At 65.6% G+C, this 17884-nt stretch carries 17 protein-coding genes; 5 read left to right on the forward strand and 12 right to left on the reverse strand.

Going from position 1 to position 17884, the window contains the following annotated elements; translation table 11 throughout:
- Positions 1-211 precede the first annotated feature (211 nt).
- The 5 genes from ACVMIH_RS35255 to ACVMIH_RS35275 all read right to left on the reverse strand — a co-directional run bounded on the left by ACVMIH_RS35255 (position 212) and on the right by ACVMIH_RS35275 (position 4562).
- Complete coding sequence (locus ACVMIH_RS35255) at positions 212-412, reverse strand: cold-shock protein (protein ID WP_057019268.1); 201 nt, start codon at positions 410-412, stop codon at positions 212-214.
- Between the two features lie 283 nt (positions 413-695).
- Entirely contained in the window at positions 696-1007 is a 312-nt protein-coding gene (gene sorB / locus ACVMIH_RS35260; protein ID WP_057019269.1) for a SorB family sulfite dehydrogenase c-type cytochrome subunit, read from the reverse strand.
- Positions 1008-1018: 11 nt separating this feature from the next.
- A complete protein-coding gene (gene sorA / locus ACVMIH_RS35265) occupies positions 1019-2218 on the reverse strand; it encodes a SorA family sulfite dehydrogenase catalytic subunit (protein ID WP_057019321.1) in 1200 nt (399 codons plus the stop codon).
- Between the two features lie 208 nt (positions 2219-2426).
- On the reverse strand, positions 2427-2654 hold the full coding sequence (locus ACVMIH_RS35270) for a hypothetical protein (protein ID WP_028334948.1): 228 nt from the start codon (positions 2652-2654) through the stop codon (positions 2427-2429).
- Positions 2655-2816: 162 nt separating this feature from the next.
- On the reverse strand, positions 2817-4562 hold the full coding sequence (locus tag ACVMIH_RS35275; protein WP_420888265.1) for an adenylate/guanylate cyclase domain-containing protein: 1746 nt from the start codon (positions 4560-4562) through the stop codon (positions 2817-2819).
- Between the two features lie 220 nt (positions 4563-4782).
- On the opposite strand from ACVMIH_RS35275, the gene ACVMIH_RS35280 reads away from it, so the two are divergent.
- Positions 4783-6324: a glycosyltransferase family 39 protein gene (locus tag ACVMIH_RS35280; RefSeq protein ID WP_057019270.1), complete on the forward strand. Its 1542-nt coding sequence runs from the start codon at positions 4783-4785 to the stop codon at positions 6322-6324.
- A gap of 115 nt (positions 6325-6439) precedes the next feature.
- Here the strand turns inward: ACVMIH_RS35280 and ACVMIH_RS35285 are convergent, their stop codons facing one another.
- Together ACVMIH_RS35285 and ACVMIH_RS35290 are read right to left on the reverse strand one after the other, a co-directional pair.
- A complete protein-coding gene (locus ACVMIH_RS35285; protein WP_316395305.1) occupies positions 6440-7471 on the reverse strand; it encodes a YcjF family protein in 1032 nt (343 codons plus the stop codon).
- Positions 7468-8931, reverse strand: a complete 1464-nt coding sequence (locus ACVMIH_RS35290) for a YcjX family GTP-binding protein (RefSeq protein ID WP_057019272.1) — start codon at positions 8929-8931, stop codon at positions 7468-7470. The genes ACVMIH_RS35285 and ACVMIH_RS35290 overlap by 4 nt, the downstream gene beginning before the upstream one ends.
- A 193-nt stretch (positions 8932-9124) precedes the next feature.
- Between ACVMIH_RS35290 and trhA the strand changes: the two genes are divergently transcribed.
- On the forward strand, positions 9125-9820 hold the full coding sequence (gene trhA, locus ACVMIH_RS35295; RefSeq protein WP_057019273.1) for a PAQR family membrane homeostasis protein TrhA: 696 nt from the start codon (positions 9125-9127) through the stop codon (positions 9818-9820).
- 148 nt (positions 9821-9968) lie between these two features.
- A complete protein-coding gene (locus tag ACVMIH_RS35300; protein WP_076830800.1) occupies positions 9969-10763 on the forward strand; it encodes an SDR family oxidoreductase in 795 nt (264 codons plus the stop codon).
- A gap of 113 nt (positions 10764-10876) precedes the next feature.
- Here ACVMIH_RS35300 and ACVMIH_RS35305 read toward each other — a convergent pair whose 3' ends face one another.
- Positions 10877-11491 (reverse strand): TetR/AcrR family transcriptional regulator, encoded by a 615-nt coding sequence (locus ACVMIH_RS35305; RefSeq protein WP_229190944.1) that lies wholly within the window; start codon positions 11489-11491, stop codon positions 10877-10879.
- Positions 11492-11582: 91 nt separating this feature from the next.
- Between ACVMIH_RS35305 and ACVMIH_RS35310 the strand changes: the two genes are divergently transcribed.
- Positions 11583-13127 (forward strand): 4-hydroxyphenylacetate 3-hydroxylase family protein, encoded by a 1545-nt coding sequence (locus ACVMIH_RS35310; RefSeq protein WP_057019275.1) that lies wholly within the window; start codon positions 11583-11585, stop codon positions 13125-13127.
- A 124-nt stretch (positions 13128-13251) separates the two neighbouring features.
- Here the strand turns inward: ACVMIH_RS35310 and mdlC are convergent, their stop codons facing one another.
- The 4 genes from mdlC to ACVMIH_RS35330 all read right to left on the reverse strand — a co-directional run bounded on the left by mdlC (position 13252) and on the right by ACVMIH_RS35330 (position 17153).
- Entirely contained in the window at positions 13252-14880 is a 1629-nt protein-coding gene (gene mdlC / locus ACVMIH_RS35315; RefSeq protein ID WP_456864881.1) for a benzoylformate decarboxylase, read from the reverse strand.
- Between the two features lie 264 nt (positions 14881-15144).
- Positions 15145-16032, reverse strand: a complete 888-nt coding sequence (gene blaBJP, locus ACVMIH_RS35320; RefSeq protein WP_456864883.1) for a BJP family subclass B3 metallo-beta-lactamase — start codon at positions 16030-16032, stop codon at positions 15145-15147.
- Positions 16033-16159: 127 nt separating this feature from the next.
- Complete coding sequence (locus ACVMIH_RS35325) at positions 16160-16543, reverse strand: tautomerase family protein (protein ID WP_456864885.1); 384 nt, start codon at positions 16541-16543, stop codon at positions 16160-16162.
- A gap of 112 nt (positions 16544-16655) precedes the next feature.
- On the reverse strand, positions 16656-17153 hold the full coding sequence (locus tag ACVMIH_RS35330) for a winged helix-turn-helix transcriptional regulator (RefSeq protein WP_156436432.1): 498 nt from the start codon (positions 17151-17153) through the stop codon (positions 16656-16658).
- Positions 17154-17275: 122 nt separating this feature from the next.
- Here ACVMIH_RS35330 and ACVMIH_RS35335 point away from each other — a divergent pair, with 122 nt between their 5' ends.
- A complete protein-coding gene (locus tag ACVMIH_RS35335) occupies positions 17276-17881 on the forward strand; it encodes a VOC family protein (RefSeq protein WP_076830743.1) in 606 nt (201 codons plus the stop codon).
- Positions 17882-17884: the final 3 nt, after the last annotated feature.

Here is a 17884-nt window from a genome sequence, read left to right on the forward strand (position 1 = left end):
CTGCAATGCGCAGCCGCGCGCTTCCCGGCGCAAAAGGCTGTTGTCGGCGCGCGAGCGGTGGCCGCCGAAATAGTTCAACGCCATATAGTTCAACGCCATGGCGCGCGGGCATCGTGCCCGCCCCGCCGAACGTCACGTTGTCTGGTGTGTGGATCGGCCCCCACTCCCGGATGGCGTCCGAGAGTGCGCCGCCGGATCTGGCGCTGTGACGCTAGACCTTGAGATTTTCGGCTGACGTCTTGCCGCGATTTGCAATCTCTTCGTATTCAACCGACTGACCTTCGTTGAGGGTCTGAAGGCCAGCCTTCTGAACTGCTGAAATATGAACGAAAATGTCCTTGCCGCCCGATGCGGGCTGGATGAATCCATAACCCTTGGTCGGGTTGAACCACTTCACTGTACCTTTGGGCATTCCAGTCGTCTCCGCGGAATCAATCGAAAACAGACCAGTCGGTCCCCGCAAAAACCGGCTTGTCCGCAACGACAGGATAGCAGTTTGAAAAAAGCTGGGTAGATCAAACGACGGTGTGTTTTTGACCGGAAACAACCCGCTTTGCGGGGGTTTTACGCCGGATTGCCCGTTTCGTGGTCAATTGATGCGCTGCAAAAACGGACCGGTTCCAATGTCCCGAACTGGATCGATCGTCCCGCGCGCTGCCTTTTCGGCCGGCACGCAGGGATCGACCGGCCGCGTTTCAATAGGTCGCGGAGAGGTATTCGACGATCTTGCCGACGTCGGCTTCCTCGATCGGCGCACCGTAGACCTTGATCATCTTGGTCACCTCGGCCTGCCAAAAATCCTTCTTGAACTTCTCGCCCTGCGGTTGGGTCTTGATGTAGTCGGCCGAGTGGCAGGCGGTGCAGTTGTTTTGCACCACCTCGAGGTTGGGACCTGGCTTGAAGGCCGCGGTTTCCTCGGGGACCGTGTAGTTCACGGGCGCGGCGATGGCGGCGCCGATCGACAGCGCGGCGATCGCGGCGAGGGATGGAAGCAGCTTGCTGGTCATGATGCTTCTCCTCACGCTGCGGTGACGCGCACGGTTTCGACGACGTTGCGCAGATAGCCGGCCGGATTCCACAACGGATCCATCGGCTGGGTGTCGCCGGCATTGTTGGTGGCGCGCACCTTCAGCTCTGCGGGACCGGCCGCGAGCTTCACCGGCAACTTCCATTCGCGGAAGGCGTATTTGCCGAGGTCCTTGCCGAGCTTGGCCGGCGTCCAGCTCTTGCCGCCGTCGGTCGAGACCATCACCTCCTTGATGCCTTTACCGCCGTCGAAGGCAATGCCGCGCAGCATGGTGCGGCCGGCCTTCAGCTTGGCGCCGTCGGCAACGCTGGTGATGAACGAGCGCACCGTGAAGCGATTGATCGGGATCGTCGCCTTCGGTGCGGTGCCGGGCTCGACCGCATTGTTCGGCGTATCCGGTATCCGGTAGGCGGACTTCATCCAGAAGCCCTCGAACACGTTGTCGATCACGGTGATCTCGTTGAGGTGCTTCACCCAATAGGTGCCGTAATAGCCGGGCACCACGAGGCGGAGCGGGAAGCCGTTGAGGAAGGGCAGGTCCTCGCCGTTCATGCCCCAGGCCAGCATCACCTCGCCGTCGCGTGCGTGGTCGATGTCGAGTGCCTTGACGAAATCCGGCGTCTTGTCGCTGACCGGACCATCCATGCCGTTGAAGGTGACCTGCTTGGCTCCGGCCTGCACGCCGGCCATGTCGAGCACGGTCTTCAGCGGCACGCCGTGCCAGCGCGCGCAGCCCATCGCGCCGTTGCCGAGCTGGCCGCCGGCGACGCGCGGACTGAAGAAGCCGCGGCTGTTGCCGGAGCACTGGTTGACGGCAACGATATCGGTCGCCTTCAGCTTCCTGATGTCCTTCAGCGACAGCTTCAGCGGCTTGTCGACCTTGCCCTTGATCTCCAGCGTGAACTTGTCCGGATCGAGATTGTAGGGGAGGTCGGCGAGGTGATAGCGGACAAAGAACGCATTGTTCGGCGTGATCGGGCCGTCGTTGAAGATCGCAAACGGCGTTTCCAGCTGCGGCGGGCGGGCGGTCAGGCCGATCATCGGGCGCTTTTGCGGGTAGCGCACCAGCGGGCGCTCGCCATTGCCAAAGGGCAGCGTCACGGTGTCGAGGGCGAATGCACCCCTTGATCCCAGCCCCGTCACCAAAGCGGCCAATCCGGCGCGCTTCATCAAGTCTCGTCGATCGAGCATTCCGCTTCCTCCGAAGCTGTTCTGTCGTGAGCCGGTCATCACCAGGCCCAGATTGCCTTGCGCGCCTTCGCATCATGGAATGCGCGCGGTCCGAATGTCGCACCTGACAACCGCGAGTCAATTGAGCTTTCGCAGCGTTGCGTCGCAACAACGAAAAGCCCCGGTCGCGTGGACGACCGGGGCGTTTCCATCCAAGTAGAAGGTTCGATCAGTAGCAGACGTTCACGGTGCGATAACGATAGCCGTAGGGCGTCAGCACCAGGCGGGTGGCGTAGCAGCCGGAGTCGACGAAGCCGACGGCAACGCCCGGGCCACCCCAGAAGTGATGGTGATGCGGATGCCAGAAGAACGGCTTGGCGGAAGCTGCGGTCGGCGCCAGCGCGGCGGCACCGAGGGTTGCGGCAGTGGCGAGAGCGAGCGTGACTTTGCGAAACATGGTCTTCTCCTTCAGGTGCGCGTTGAGTTCTGTCGCGGCGCGGTTGCAGTGTTACCCGTCGCCAGTCAGTCGCATCCGGCACCGGGCACGTTCGAGCATCTCTGCTGAACGCACCGGCGGGTGTGCGGTAGGTCACATTGGGCTGAAGCGGAGATGAACCGGTCAGGCCGCGACGGCGCGCCGGTCGTCGACCAGCGTCGACAGGAGCTGCGTCTTTTCGACCGTGCGCACGGTCATCGGCTCGTTACGGCCGCGGATCGCGACCTCCTGCGCCGGCAGGGCATCGTCGGCGAGCCCGGCGGTGACGCGCACCTCGTCCGAGATGATCGCCTCGCAGGCCAGCGCCTTGGTCATGTCCTGCAGCCGTGCCGCGACGTTGACGGCATCGCCGAGCGCGGTGAACACCATGTGGTCGCGATAGCCGATATCGCCGACGATCACCTCGCCGCCATGGATGCCAATGCCGAAGCGGATCGGCTCACGCAGATCGTGGCTCAGGAATTGATTCAGCTCGTCGATATGGGTTGCGATCAGCGCCGCCGCGCGCAACGCCTGGCGGCAGGCCACCTGCCGGTCGGTGGCAAGCCCGAACAGCGCCAGCATGCCGTCGCCGATGAACTGGTTGGGCCGCCCGCCGGCCTCCAGCACCGCCTGCGACACCGCGCCGAGGAAGCGGTTGACGATGAACACGGTGTCGAACGGCAGCCGCTTCTCGGCAAGCTGGGTCGAGCCGCGCATGTCGACGAACATGCTGACCAGATAGCGCTCCTGGCCGACCCGTGCCGGATTGGCGGCGTGGGCGTTGGCCGACGTCGTGCTCGGCAGGAACAGCTGGAAGAAGTTCAGGTCGGCGGTCGGCCGCAACTGGCAGGCCAGCCGGATCGACGGATCGTCATTGCCGACCCGGTGCAGCACGAAGGCTTCGCGCGGCGAGGGCTCGGGCAATCCGGCGTGGTCGCCGATGATGCGAATGCGGCAGGTCGAGCAGCGTGCGCGGCCGCCGCAGACGCTCGCATGCGGCACGTTGTAGCGCAAACTTGCTTCCAGCACGCTCAATCCCTTCGGTACCCGCAGCGTGCGGCCGTTGCCGTAGGACAGCGCGATCATGCCGCCGCGGCGCTCCAGCAGGGCCCGCGCGCCGCGCGCCAGCAGCACGAGGCCGAGCAGGCCGAGATAGCCGATGGTCAGGCCGTCGGTGATCTTCTCGAGCGTGGTCCCCTGCGCCGCCGTGCCGAGCTTCTGCACCGACAGCTCCTCGCGCCGCCAGTCGGGATCCTGATAATCCGCCATCGTGGCGCGGCCGCCCTGGTAGATGCCGAGCATCGCCAGGGTCGGGATCAGCACCGCTCCAGCGAGCAGGAACGGCGCGGCGCGCTTGAAGAACGGACGCAGCCGCAGCCAGAAATACAGGCCGATGCAGCCATGTACCCAGGCGATCACCAGCACCGCCAGCATCTGCCACAGCCGGTTCGGCGAGGCGATGAAGAAGGTGTACAGCTCCTGTGGGTAGAGCTTCTCTTGCCCGTACAGGGTCTGGCCGAGCCGTACGCCGACGACGTGTGCGACGATCAGCATCGGGATGCTGAGGCCGAGCGTCAGCTGCAGCGGCTCGATCGCCTTCCAGTGGAACTCGCGGCGCTGATAGAGCGCCCAGATGCCGAGCCCAGTATGCACCAGGCAGGCGCTGTAGAACACGATCGCGACCGGCAGGAACTGCCAGAACTCGGTGTGGTAGTAGACCCCGATCGCCAGCGCCTCCGTCGAGATATTGCCGAGCGCGTGGTTGAGGAAATGGCTGGTCAGGTAGGCGAACATGATCGCCCCCGTGACGATGCGGACCTGCCGCAGGCCGATACCGCGGGCCATGTCCTGCAAGTGCTCGCGCGAGGGGGAGGCCATGTGATTCATGATCGGCAAGTCTAGTGGTTAATTCCCGCGCTGAACACCACCGCGGGTCCGGACCAGCCGTGAGAGCGGGCCGTGCGGCACGTTGACACTCCGTTAAGAGTCGAACAAAAAGCGCGCCGTGACGATAGCCCAAGCCGAACCCGGAGCCGATAACAACAGCGTTAAGCCGGCCCGTTCGCGCGCGCCGGACTGGCGGGGCGTCATCGCCGTGATCGTTGCCATGACCGCGATGCGGTTGGTCTACGCCCATGCGCTCGATCTGCGCACCGACGAGGCCTATTACTGGACTTGGTCGAAGGAAAACGTGCTGTCGTTCCTCGACCATCCCCCGATGGTCGCCTGGTTCATCCGCTTCGGCACCGCGATCCTCGGCGACACCAATCTCGGCGTCCGCCTCGGCGGCATCGTCGCGATGCTGGCCACCCAGCTCCTGCTCGCCGACATCGTCCGCCGCGTGACGGCCAACAACGTCCGCGCCGTGATGCTGGCGTTGCTGCTGCCGGAGACGGCGCTGTATTACGGCCTCTTGATGGCAAAGGTCGCGCCGGATACGGCGCTGATCCCGTTTTCGGTGGCGATGCTGTGGTCGCTGGTGCGGCTTGCGCAAAGCGGTGACGGGCGCTGGTGGCTCGCCGCGGGGCTGTTTGCCGGGCTGGCGCTGCTGTCGAAATTCACCGCGATCATGTTCGCGCCGGCGGTGCTCGCCTTTGCGCTGGTGCCGGATTGGCGCTGGCGCTGGCTGCGCAGCCCGTATCCGTATCTTGCCGCGCTGATCGCGATCGTTGTGTTCTCGCCGGTGCTGATCTGGAATGCCGAGCACGACTGGGCCTCGTTCCGCTTCCAGGCGGTGCGCGCCACCGCCGAGCGCGCCTTCACGCTGCGCACCGTCGGCGAATTCGTCGGCATGCAGTTCGGCCTGGTCGGCTTCGTGCTGCTGCCGGTGACGCTGTTCGGCACCGCGCTGACGGCATGGCGCGGCTATCGCAAGCGCGAGCCGGTTGCGATCCTGCTGGCGACCGCGGTCTTGGCGCCGTCCATCTACTTCCTCTGGAAGTCCTTGACGCTGCGGGTCGGCGACACCTGGCCGATGTTTTTGTGGCCAGCCGGATTTGCGGCGGTCGCGATCAACGTCACGCGGATGCCGTTCGAGGGCTGGTCGGTCGAGCTCGTCAAATCGACGGTATATTGGGCGCGGACCGCGATCACATCAGGCATCGTGTTCGTCGTCTGCGTCTTCCTCTACTACATGTTCGCGCCGTGGAATCTGATCGGCCGCACCGATCCGATCGGCACCGAGGCGGGCTACGATGTGGTGGCTGCGCGCACGCTGGCGCAGGTTGAGGCGACCGGCGCGACCTGGGTCGCGACCACGGATTATCGCACCTATGCGATGCTGCGCTGGTTGCTGCGCGGGAAGGTGACGGTCATCGAAATCAACGAACGCGGCCGCTTCCAGGGCTTTGCCGATCCCGGCATGAGCAAGATCCGCGATCACGCCGGCATTTATGTCGGGCGCGAGCCCGAGAACAATCTGCCGCTGTGGAGCGAGACATCAGCGGTGCGCCAGCCGCTGGAGCGCGTGACGCGCAGCTGGCGCGGCATGGTGATGGACACCTATGCGCTGGAGAAGATCAGCGGCTGGACCCCCGATCTGTCGCCGCCGCCGGACACCACCTTCTTCCGCTGGCGCGTGCTGGCCTCCTCCTTCTCCCCGCTTGCGGGGACGAGACGATCAGAGCTCGCTCTGCGAAGGTCGGGATGAGGGGGACTCTCCACGGGGACGGCGAGAGTTGGTCTCGCGGAGACTCCCCCTCACCCGAAATTTGCGCTTCGCGAAAATTCCGGCCTCTCCCCGCAAGCGGGGCGAGGCAAGCACCTCATTCCTCTTCCTCGCGCTTGCGGATCAGGTCTTTCGCGAGATCCGTCAGCGCCGGGCGCGGCAGGGCGTTGAAGGGAAGCGGGCGGGTGACGTCGATCGCGGCGAGGCCGAGCCGGGCGGTCAACAGGCCGTTGAGCATGCCTTCGCCGAGGCGTTGTGACAGTTTTGCCGCGATGCCGTGACCGAGCATCTGCTGGATCAGGCTGTCGCTGGCCGCCATGCCGCCGGTGATCGCGAGATGCGCGATGACGTGGCGCAGCAGTCGGATCATGCCGAGCGCGCCGGGCCGGCCGCCATAGAGCCGCGCCAGTTGGCGGATCATCCGCAAGCTCGCCACGAACACGAACAGCACGTCGAACAGCGCGCGCGGGCTGACCGCGGTGACGACCGAGACGCGCTGCGCGGCCGTCGACACCAGCCGTCGCGCTTCCTCGTCGAGCGGTGTCATCAGCTCGCGCTCGGCGAGGCGGATCATGTCGGCGCCGTCGATGATGTCGTCGGTGTGGCTCTGCAGCTCGCTGCGGGCGCGAGCGAGCTGCGGGGTCTGGTGCGCGAGCTTGAGCAAATCGGCAACGATCGCGCGGCTCGCGGCCCGGTCGTCGCTGATCAGCACCTCGGCGGCGCGCAGATGCAGCTTCTCGATCGTCGCAAGCCTTGCCAGGCCGACGAGCTCGCGCGTGGTCACGACGGCGAGCGCAACCGCGGCGATGACGGCGAGTCCCAGCCCGAGGACGCCGAGGCCTTCATTGCGTGCGAACAGGTCCTCGACCAGGTTGAGGACGCCAAGCCCGGTGCCGAGCACCACGAGGCCCGCGACCGCGCTCCAGAACAGTGTGCCCCAGCGGAAGCCGCGGCGCGCCGGCACCAGCGGCGTATCGACCGGGACCGGGAGCTGCGCGGGCTCGGCCTCGGGCACGATCTGGATCGTGCCGCGGGTGAGGCGGCTGCCGTCGTCCGGATCCATCACGACCACGCCGGGATCGTCGAGCTTGAACGTCGCCGGCCGCCGCGGGGGCGTCTTCTCGTTCATTGCAGTTTGTCTCCGATCAGGAACTGAAGGGCGCGGTCAAGGCGGATGTGAGGCAGCACCGGCTCTGCATCGCCGTTTCGTTCCAGCTTTGGCGGACGGAAGCGCAGGAAGCGGTAGTCTACGGCCTCTGTGTCCGAGCTTGAGAGGCCGCGGAAACCGCCGTTGAACAGCTCCTCCGGATTATCGGGCAGGTCGCCCGGAAAGGTCGCAACTTCCGTCTCGCCGTCGAGCCGCTCGCCATTGGCGACCTCGCCCGGCGCCGGCGTGCCGAGGATCGACGGCAGCCGGTCGCGCCCGCGCTGGACCTGCGCCTCGCGCGTGGCGCGCACCGCGGCGAGCGCGACGACGTCGATATCGGCGCCGGCATATTCGGCGCGCTCGGCGGCCTTGGCCACGATCCGCCGCAGCACGGCCTCCAGCCGGTCGTGGCTCTGGTGGTGCAGATGGTCGGCCTTGGTGGCCGCGAACAGGATGCGGTCGATGCGCGGCCGGAACAGCGCGCTCAGGATCGTGCTGCGGCCGATCCGGAAGCAGTCGAGAATGCCGGCGAGTGCGGCCTCGAGATCGTGCAGCGCCTCGGGGCCGGCATTGAATGCGGCGAGCGCATCGGCCAGCACGATCTGGCGGTCGAGCCGCGCGAAATGGTCGCGGAAGAACGGCCGCACCACGACGTCCTTGTAGGCTTCAAAGCGCCGCCGCATCATCGCCCACAGCGAGCCGTCACCCGCGCTGCCGCCTGCGGGCACGTCGAGCGGCGCAAAGGTGAGTGCCGGCGTGTCGGCGAGATTGCCGGGCATCAGGAAGCGGCCGGGCGGCAACAGGCTCATCGCGAAGCGCTCGTCGCGGCAGGCGCGCAGATAGTCGGTGAACAGGCGTGCTTCGGTGAGCGCGGCCTGCTCGTCCTCTTTGGCTTCGGGCTTCAGCGTCGCGAGATGGGCGTGCCAGGACGCCGCGAGTTTTGCGCGCAGCGGCTCGCGCGACAGCGCAAGGCTCTCCGCCGACCATTGCTCGTAGCTCTTGTTGAGCAGCGGCAGGTCGAGCAGCCACTCGCCGGGATAGTCGACGATATCGAGGGTCAGCGTGCGGTCCGCGCCATTTTGCCGCTGATACTCGATCACGAGACGGAGCTCGGAGATGTCGGTGGTCGAGCTCGGCCAGCGTCGCTCCTCGACCAATGTCCGGACATGGTTCTCGTAGGCGAAGCGCGGCACCGCATCGTCGGGCTGCGGGGCGAGATAGGCGCGCGCGATCCGCCCCGAGGCATAGGCCTCGAACACCGGGAAGCGGCCGCCGCGGGTCAGGCCGTGCACCAGCGCGGTGATGAACACGGTCTTGCCGGCGCGCGACAGGCCGGTGACGCCGAGCCGCACCGTCGGGTTGAAGAAGCCCTCGCCATAGTCGAGCAGCGCCCGCGCCGAGAGACGGGCTTCCTCGACGATATCAGTGAAGCTGGGGGGCATGGAGGGTTAACGAAAACCCGGCAGGAGGGACCAAAAGGGGCGGGCGATCACCCGCAAGGTGGCGATTATCGGGCCAAAATCAAGCTTCACATTTCCGGCGCCTTTGCAGGCGAGGGGTTGTCGGGGGGCAGGGAATTGAACGCGTCAGACCACCCGCGCTACCCATCGTCCATCGGCCCACGGGAAAGCCTGCATGACGGTCTTCCGCCTGAAGCAACTTGCCTCGACCTCGATCCACGCGGCCGGCGCCGCGCTGTGGAACTACGACCGTGCCGAGCTGATCGCCGACGGCGTCGTCCATCTCGTCGGCGTCGCTTTCGGGCTGGTCGCCGCCACCGCGCTGATCGTGCTGACCGCGGTCTATGCCGGCCCGTTCGACATCGCCGTGGTGTCGGTCTATGTCGCCGGCCTGCTCGCGATGCTGGTGCTGTCGGCGACCTATAATCTGTGGCCGGTGTCGCGCGCCAAATGGGTGCTGCGGCGCTTCGATCATTCCGCGATCTATCTGCTGATCGCCGCGACTTACACGCCGTTCATCGTGGAACTGAAGGACAGCACCTTCGCGATCGCGCTGCTGGTCGGGGTGTGGTGCGTGGCGATCGTCGGGATCTGGCTCAAGCTGCGCTATCCCGGCCGCTTCGACCGACTCTCGATCGGGCTTTATCTCGCGATGGGCTGGAGCGGCATCATGCTCTACGACCGCGTCGTGAAGGCACTGCCGGCGATGGCGCTCGGCTTCGTGCTGGCCGGCGGCATCCTCTACAGCCTGGGCGTGATCTTCCACTCCTGGCGGCGGCTGCGCTTCCAGAACGCGATCTGGCACTGCTTCGTGCTGCTCGGGGCCGCCTGCCACTACACGGCCGTGTTCGACGTCGTGTTGGCGAGCTGAGCGGTCCGCCAGCGTTACGCACAGGGCCGGGCCGGCCTCGCGAAAAGATCATGCATCGGCAAAAGATGGGATATCATGATCCCTCTGTTTGAACATGAGACCGGCTCTCCGGATCATGCGCTGAAATCAAGATATCGGGAGGATGGCCATGCAGGTGGCAGGTAAGGTTGTGGTGGTCACCGGCGGTGGCAATGGCATCGGCAAGGCGCTGTGCGAGGCGTTCCATGCCGCGGGCGCATCGAAGGTCGTGGTCGTCGACCTCGATCATGGCGCGGCCGAGAAGGTCGCGGCCACGGTCGGTGGTGCCGCCTTCAAATGCGACGTCGGGCAGGAGAAGAACATCCTGCATGTGATCGACGAGACCGAGCGCATGTTCGGCCCGATCGCGCTGTTCTGCTCCAATGCCGGCATCGGCGGCGGCTTCGATCCGCTGTCGGTGAACGCCGGCGGCACCTCGGACGAGCCGTGGTCGCGGAGCTGGGCGATCCATGTGATGGCGCATGTCTATGCCGCGCGGCATCTGGTGCCGCGCATGAAGACGCGCGGCGGCGGCTATTTCCTCAACACGATCTCGGCCGCGGGCCTCTTGTCGCAGGTCGGCAGCCCGGCCTATTCGACCACCAAGCACGCCGCGGTCGGCTTTGCGGAAAACCTCGCGATCTCGCACCGCGCCGACAACATCAAGGTCTCGATCCTCTGCCCGCAGGGCGTCGACACCAACATGCTGCGCTCGATCCCGAAGGGCCCGCAATCCGGCGACGGCGATCTTTCCGCCGAGCAGGTCGCGCAGGATGCACTCAAGGGCATCGAGCAGGAGACCTTCCTGATCCTGCCGCATCCGCAGGTGCTCGGCTACATGCGCAAGAAGACCGAGAATTACGACCGCTGGATCGGCGGCATGGCCAAGATCCAGGCCAAGATGCGGGAAGCGCACGGGAAGTGAGACCTGTAGCCCGGATGGTGCGAAACGTAATCCGGGTCGAACGTGCGCGCGTGAATCCCGGATTTCGCTGCGCTTCATCCGAGCTACGATATCGGCCGCGCAACTGAGGCGCCTCACTCCTTTGCGATCTGTGCGATCCTGTCGCGCAGATAGGCATCCATCAAATCGGGTGCCGAGGCGCCGAACATCCTGATGCGGCCGGTGTGCAATAGCAGCAGGAGGCCGGTCGCATGCGCGAAGCAGTCCACCATCACCGTGTTCGCCTTCGACCTGGAGGCGCCGAGCGCCTCTGCGGCTTCGGCGATCGGATGCAGCGCCGCCTCCAGCGCGGCGTTCAGCGCGTGATCGCGGTCATGGCCGAGCCCGGCCGGCTTCATGCCGCCGCGGAACAAGTAGAAGCCGAGATCGAGGTCGCGCGGGTTCTCCGCGTAATAGCGGAAGAAGCCCATGCCTGCTGCGTGCAGCTTCTGCTTGGCGCCGCGCGTCGTCGCGACCGCCGCACTGACGGCTTCGCCGAGCGAGGCCAGCGATTGCCGCAGCACCTCGGCGTAGATCGCCTCCTTGGAATCGAAATGGAAATACAGCGCCGCCGGCGTGTAGCCGGCCCGCGTCGCGATCGCCCGCAGGCTCGCGCCCTCGAGGCCTTCCTCCGCGAACACGCTGCGCGCCGCGTCGAGGATCAGCTCCCGCTTGTGGCGGCTGACCGCTTCCTTCCTGCTCTCGCGCATCTGCATGGCCCGGCAAATCCGTTCTTGACTCAATTCTAACAGCGTTAGATAATTTAACGGTGTTAGAATAAATGAGCAAGGGAGAAGCGCCATGCTGATGACGGCTGCGGACTACCGGGAATCCCTGCGCCGCTACAAACCGCGTGTGTTCATCAACGGCGCGGCCGTTGCGAGCGTCGCGGACGAGCCGTTGCTGGCGCCCGGCGTGGCAGGCGTCGGCGTGACCTATGATTTCGCGCTACAGCCCGAGCATGTGCCGATCATGACGGCGCGGCAGGGTACCTCGGGCAAGACCGTCAACCGCATGCTCCACATCGATCGGAGCTCGCAGGACCTGCTCGACAAGCTCGAGGCGGTGCGGCTGGTGTGCAGGACGTCGGGCTGCGCGCAGCGCTACCTGACCCATGATGCGCTGAACGGTCTCTTTCAGGCGACCAGGCTGACCGACGATCGCCACGGCACCGATTACAGCCAGCGCTTCCTCAACTATCTGCACGAGGTTCAGGACCAGGATCTGACGCTCGGCATCGCCATGACCGATGCGAAGGGCGACCGCTCCAAGCGTCCCGGCCTGCAGGCCAATGCGGACGTCTACGTCCATATCAAGGAGCGCCGGCCCGACGGCATCGTGATCCGCGGCACCAAGGCGATCGTGACCGGCGCGCCTTACATGCACGAATTCCTTGTCATGCCGTGCCGCACCCATGTGCCTGTCGACAAGGATTTTGCCGTCTGCTGTGCCGTGCCGGTCGATGCGCCCGGCGTCACCATCGTCGCGCGTCCGGCCGGCCGGCCCGGCGATGCCGCGGCGAAATTCTCGGCGAAGTACGGTCAGTCGGTCGGCGTCGTGATGTTCGACGACGTGTTCGTGCCGCATGACCGCGTGTTCCTCGCCGGCGAGACCGAGGAGGGCGGCTTCCTCACCACCTCCTACGCGACGCATCACCGGCATTCCTGCATCGGCGCCCGCGCCGGCTTCGGCGATCTCCTGATCGGCGCCGGCGCGCTGATGATCGAGGCCAACGGGCTCGATGCCGAGAAGCATGCGCATATCCGCGAGGCGATGGTCGAGCTGATCACCATCACCGAGAGTTTCTATGCCTGCGGCGTCGCCTCCTCGGTCTACTGCACGAAGGATCCGGCGGGCTCGGTGATGCCGGATGCGGTGTTCTCCAACATCGGCAAGCTGCTGCTGGCGACCAAGATCTACGACATGCACCGCGTCGCGCATTACGTCTCCGGCGGGCTGATCGTCGCGCTGCCGGGTCCCGACGAGGATCACAATCCGGAAACGCGCGCCTCGCTTGCCGCTGTCATGGGCGGACGTCCCGATATCCCGGCCGAGCAGCGCGCCGAGGTGGCGCGGCTGATCGAGGACCTCACCGTCTCGCACGAAGCCGGCTGGTATTCAGTGATCTCGTTGCACGGCGGCGGCTCGCCGGAGGCGATGAAGCGCGAGATCTGGCGCAACTATCCCGTGATGGAGAAGGCCGAGCTGGTCGAGAATTTGCTCGGCCGCGACCTCGTCGACCAGGGACAACGGGTGTCGAAGCAGCCCGGACGCTGCTGCGCCTCCGGCTGCGAGGTGCCGACGCCGTCAGCGGCGCCCATGCTCGGCGATCCAATGCCCTCGTAATAAGGTTGCGAATATATGTCCAGCCGTCATTGCGAGGAGCGGCAGCGACGAAGCAATCCATATCTCCACTTGCCGAAAGATGGATTGCTTCGCTTCGCTCGCAATGACGTGGCGAGATTGCCGCTCAGCTCTTCTGCGTGTAGAGCAGCGGCACCGCGGAATCGACCATCACCTCGATCAGGCTGGTGCCTTGATGCGACAGCGCGCGCTGGTAGGCGCCGGCGAGCTCGGCTGATTTCGTCACCCGCACGGCGTCGCAGCCCAGGCCTTCGGCGAGCTTGACGAAATCGATGCCGGGCAGATCGAGGCCCGGCACGTTGCGCACCTGCATCACCTGGCTGAACGAGCGCATCGCGCCGTAGCCGGAATTGTTCAGCACGACGACCGTCAGCGGCAGCTTGCGCTGCGCCGATGTCCACAGCGCCTGGATCGAATACATCGCCGAGCCGTCGCCGATCAGGCAAACCGTGCGTCCCTGACGTCGACCGAGCGCCATGCCGACCGCTGCCGGCAGGCTGTAGCCGAGGCCGCCGCTCGCCATGGTGTAAAAGCTGTCCTGGCCGTGCATCGGCATCGCCTTCTGCATCAGCGGGCGATGCGACGGTATTTCCTCGACCAGCGCATCGTACGGCCCCATCGCGGCCGAGAGCGCATGCAGCGCGTATTCGGCGGGGATCGGGTCGCCGGCGGCGGGAGCCGGCGGCAGGATGCGGCCGGCCGGCGCGGTGCGCCTGGTCTCGGGCAGCATGTCGAGCAGCGCCGTCAGCGCGGGCTTCATGGTCGCGACGATGCTGTGGCCGGTCGGCGTCATCGCGGCGGCGTCCGGATCGTCGGTGATCTGGAAGATCGTGGTCGAACCGTCGAAGATCGCGGCATGGCCCTCGACATGGAAGGTGAAGACCGGCGCGCCGACCACGACGACGAGATCGTGCTCGCGCAGCGCATCGGAGAGCTGGCCCGGAGCGGCGTGCAGGAAGCCGGCGAACTGCGGATGCCGTTCGGGGAACGAGCAGCGCGCCGAGAACGGGCTGGCCCAGACCGCGGCTTTTGATTTCTCGGCGACCTTCACCATGAGATCGACTGCCTCGGCCCGATCGACGGCCGGGCCGACGACGAGGGCAGGGCGCTTGGCCTCGCCGAGCGCGGCCGCCAATGCCTGCATCGCCGACAGGTCGGGGCCGATCTCGCGGCTGACCTGGCGCGCGTCGAGCGGCTGCGTCGCATGCGCCCAGTCGTCGATCGGCACCGAGACGAAGGTCGGCCCGCAGGGCGGCTGCATCGCGACATAATAGGCGCGCGCGATCGCGGCAGGCACGTCCTCGGCGCGCGCCGGCTCGACCGCGAATTTCACGTAAGGCCGTGGGAATTCGGAGGCCCGCTCGGCATAGAGGAAGGCCTGCAGCGGCATGATCGAGCGTGCCTGCTGGCCCGCGGTGATCACCAGCGGGGTCTGGTTGCGATAGGCGTTGTAGATGTTGCCGAGCGCGTTGCCGACGCCGGCCGCCGAATGCAGATTGACGAAACCGGCATTGCGCGTCGCCAGCGCGTAGCCGTCGGCCATGCCGACGACGGATGCCTCCTGCAGGCCGAGCACGTAGTCGATGTCGTCGGGCCAGTCGCTCAGGAACGGCAGCTCGGTCGAGCCGGGATTGCCGAACACCTTCTTGATGCCCCATGCGCGAAGCAGGCCGAAGGTGGCATCCTTGACGGTGACAGTCTTGACTTTGCTGGCGGCGGGTTTGCGCGAGGACATCGGGCGGCTCCCATTTCTGTCTTGTTACGTTCCGTCATTGCGGGCGGCAAAAGCGGAAAGGCAATCCACCTGTCGATGGATTGCCTGACGATGTCAAGCCGCTGCGCGCATAGTTGCCGCGGCAACGGCTGCAAATTTGCGTAGGCGGCTATCCCGTCATCCTGAGGAGCGCGCTTGCGCGCGTCTCGAAGGATCGACGGCCACGGCGGGGCCGTTCATCCTTCGAGACGCGCTACGCGCTCCTCAGGATGACGGGGTGACTACCTAATTGGCCTTCTGCAGCGCAGCGGTCTGCTTGGCGAGCTGCTTGTCGAAATCCTGCTCCAGCCCGGCCACGTAGGTGGCATTTTCGCCCGGCTTGACGAACGGGTTCGGCGCGCCGTCCTTCATCTGCGCCCGCTTGGCCTGCATGGCGTAGACCTCCGGATGCGGCCCGAGCAGCACGTCGACCTTCATCGCCTTGACCTTGGTGAAGGTCGAGCGGTAGTCGTCGACGATGCCGGGATAGGTCGGACGGCCGACCAGCCGGTTCAGCGCCACCGTTCCGCTGCAGAAGAACAGCACGTTGCGCGCCTGGCTGCCATCCTTGACCGTGATCTCCCAGCTGGTGCAGCCGGGCGAATGGCCGGGGGTGGTGTGCGCGGTCAGCGTGACATCGCCGAGCGTCACCTTGTCGCCTTCCTTGACGGTGCGGTCGACCTTCACCGGCGTAAAGGCGAGATCGGCGTTGTTCTCGTCGCCCGGATAATAGCCGCCCTCGAGCAGGGGCTTGTCGCGCTCGCCGGCGATCAGTTGCGCGCCGGTCTCCTTCTTGATCTCGGCAAAGCCGCCGGTGTGGTCGAGATGGGCGTGGGTGTTGAGGATGATCTTGATGTGGCCCTCCTTGAAGCCGAGCTTGGCGATGTTGTCCTTGATCATGCCGGTCGACTGCTGCATCGCCGTGTCCATCAGGATCAGCCCTTGCGACGTCTTGATGATGTAGACCGCGATCCCGTCAGTGCCCACGTAGTAGATATTGCCGATGAGCTGGAACGGCTCGAACGGCGCGGTCCATTTCTTCATGACAACAGCCATGAAGTCCTTGAGCGTCTGTGCCTGCGCACCGGTTGCGATCAGCGTGAGCGCGCACAGCGCGGCTGCGATCGTCCTCATGGTTGCTCCCTGTTTGTTGTTGTTCGTGCACGGGCGGCACTATGCGTGCTGGCGACGCCGGCCGCAAGCTGCGGACGGCAAGCCGCAGGGCTGACGGCCGTCCGTCCGGCGCATTCCTGTTCTGCGTTCAGCTCGCGTATTGCGCGATGCCGTGACCGAACGACCAGTTCTCCTTGGCGACCTCGACGAGGTTGATGACAACATCGTCCGGCCGTCCCTGCAGCTGGCTCTGATAGTCGTCCACGATCCGCTTGTAGAACGCCTTCTTCATCTCGACGGTACGCCCGGCATTCATGGTGATCTGGATGAAGATAAGATCGTCGCTGTAGGTATTGCCGAGATAGTTGTCGGCGTAGTTCAGGTCGCCACAGTCGTGCTCGGTGATGACCTGAAACTTGTCATTCTCGGGCACGTTGATCACCTCGCGCATCGCCTTGTAGACGATCTCGCCCAGCGTCTTGCGATATTCGGCGGACTTGCCGCGCTTCAGGTCGATGCGAACGAATGGCATGGTGGTCTCCTGTGTTGTGCGAGGCTCGGCCGGATCGGCCCCGTGTGATCGAGACGCTGCGGCGGTGCGAAGGCTCTCGCGTCGTCCGCTTGCGCCGGCGGCGTCGGGGAATTCAGCGGGTCGCCTTGAAGGCCTCCCAGCGCGCATCTCGCTCTCTTTGGTATTTGGGAGTTCGCTCGCCCACCATGTCGGCGCGATGAACCGGCTCGCCGCAGGACTCGCAGACCGGACCGAGCCCGGCCGGCTTGCCGCAGACGCGATGGGTGTAGTTCATTGCGCGGCCTTCCCGCGGTGACTTGCACCAGGTCTCGCCCCAGGCGCGCAGCGCCATCAGCACCGGAAAGAACGCGTCGCCCTTCTCGGTGAGGTGATATTCGTGGCGCAACGGGCGTTTGTTGTAGACGCGCCGCGTCACCAGGCCGTCCGCTTCCAGCTTTTTCAGCCGTGCCGTGATCATCTGCGGCGTGCCGCCGGACTGCGCCTGAATCTCCTCGAAGCGATGATTGCGCGCGAACAGTTCGCGCAGAACCAGTACTGTCCAGCGGTCGCCCACGACGGTTTCGGCGCGAGCGACAGGACAGAGCGTTTGGTCAGCCGTGTTGTCCTTCATTTTCGTCATCACGTTTTCTTCATCAGGCGTGAGACTATGATTTTCATAGTAATATGACCCGACATCATCGCAAATGCAATGGGCCGTCGATGGCCCGATCTGTCATCGCCAAGGAGTGAGCCATGACCACCGAACCGGGGCCGACAGCGGCCAAAGTCGATTTGAAGCTCGAGGTCGTCGTCATCCCCGTCTCGGATGTCGATCGCGCCAAGCGCTTCTATCAGGACCTGGGCTGGCGGCTTGATGCCGACTTCGTCAGGCCCGACGGCTCGCGCGCCGTGCAGCTAACGCCGCCGGGTTCGCCGACGTCGATCCATCTCGGCTCGGGACCCGCGCTGCCGCGCTTCTTGATCGTCAATGATATCGAAGCGGCGCGCGCCGAGCTGATCGCGCGTGGCGCCGATGTCAGCGAGGTGTTTCACCGCGGCGCGGAAGGGCGCATCAAGGGGCCGGACCCGGAGCGGCCGAGTTACGGGTCGCTCGCCACGTTCAACGATCCCGACGGAAACGTCTGGCTGCTGCAGCAGGTGACGCAACGCCTGCCCGGGCGATTCGACGGCAACAGTACGAATTTCTCCTCATCGGCTGATCTTGCTGCCGCGCTGCGCCGCGCGGCTATGGCCCATGGCGAGCACGAGAAGCGAACCGGCGGCCACGATGCGAACTGGCCCGATTGGTACGCCGAGTACATGGTCCGCGAACAGGCCGGCAAGCCGCTGCCCGAGTGAACG

The organism is Bradyrhizobium sp. USDA 4503 (genome assembly GCF_054055815.1).

Bases quoted from the DNA above. Each gene is read 5' to 3' on its own strand.
- sorB (WP_057019269.1), bottom strand. From the start codon at position 1,007: ATGACCAGCAAGCTGCTTCCATCCCTCGCCGCGATCGCCGCGCTGTCG.
- ACVMIH_RS35305 (WP_229190944.1), bottom strand. From the start codon at position 11,491: ATGCGCGAGAGCAGGAAGGAAGCGGTCAGCCGCCACAAGCGGGAGCTG.
- mdlC (WP_456864881.1), bottom strand. From the start codon at position 14,880: ATGTCCTCGCGCAAACCCGCCGCCAGCAAAGTCAAGACTGTCACCGTC.
- trhA (WP_057019273.1), top strand. From the start codon at position 9,125: ATGACGGTCTTCCGCCTGAAGCAACTTGCCTCGACCTCGATCCACGCG.
- blaBJP (WP_456864883.1), bottom strand. From the start codon at position 16,032: ATGAGGACGATCGCAGCCGCGCTGTGCGCGCTCACGCTGATCGCAACC.
- ACVMIH_RS35300 (WP_076830800.1), top strand. From the start codon at position 9,969: ATGCAGGTGGCAGGTAAGGTTGTGGTGGTCACCGGCGGTGGCAATGGC.
- ACVMIH_RS35325 (WP_456864885.1), bottom strand. From the start codon at position 16,543: ATGCCATTCGTTCGCATCGACCTGAAGCGCGGCAAGTCCGCCGAATAT.
- ACVMIH_RS35275 (WP_420888265.1), bottom strand. From the start codon at position 4,562: ATGAATCACATGGCCTCCCCCTCGCGCGAGCACTTGCAGGACATGGCC.
- ACVMIH_RS35270 (WP_028334948.1), bottom strand. From the start codon at position 2,654: ATGTTTCGCAAAGTCACGCTCGCTCTCGCCACTGCCGCAACCCTCGGT.
- ACVMIH_RS35280 (WP_057019270.1), top strand. From the start codon at position 4,783: ATGACCGCGATGCGGTTGGTCTACGCCCATGCGCTCGATCTGCGCACC.
- ACVMIH_RS35335 (WP_076830743.1), top strand. From the start codon at position 17,276: ATGACCACCGAACCGGGGCCGACAGCGGCCAAAGTCGATTTGAAGCTC.
- sorA (WP_057019321.1), bottom strand. From the start codon at position 2,218: ATGCTCGATCGACGAGACTTGATGAAGCGCGCCGGATTGGCCGCTTTG.
- ACVMIH_RS35330 (WP_156436432.1), bottom strand. From the start codon at position 17,153: ATGAAGGACAACACGGCTGACCAAACGCTCTGTCCTGTCGCTCGCGCC.
- ACVMIH_RS35255 (WP_057019268.1), bottom strand. From the start codon at position 412: ATGCCCAAAGGTACAGTGAAGTGGTTCAACCCGACCAAGGGTTATGGA.
- ACVMIH_RS35310 (WP_057019275.1), top strand. From the start codon at position 11,583: ATGCTGATGACGGCTGCGGACTACCGGGAATCCCTGCGCCGCTACAAA.
- ACVMIH_RS35290 (WP_057019272.1), bottom strand. From the start codon at position 8,931: ATGCCCCCCAGCTTCACTGATATCGTCGAGGAAGCCCGTCTCTCGGCG.
- ACVMIH_RS35285 (WP_316395305.1), bottom strand. From the start codon at position 7,471: ATGAACGAGAAGACGCCCCCGCGGCGGCCGGCGACGTTCAAGCTCGAC.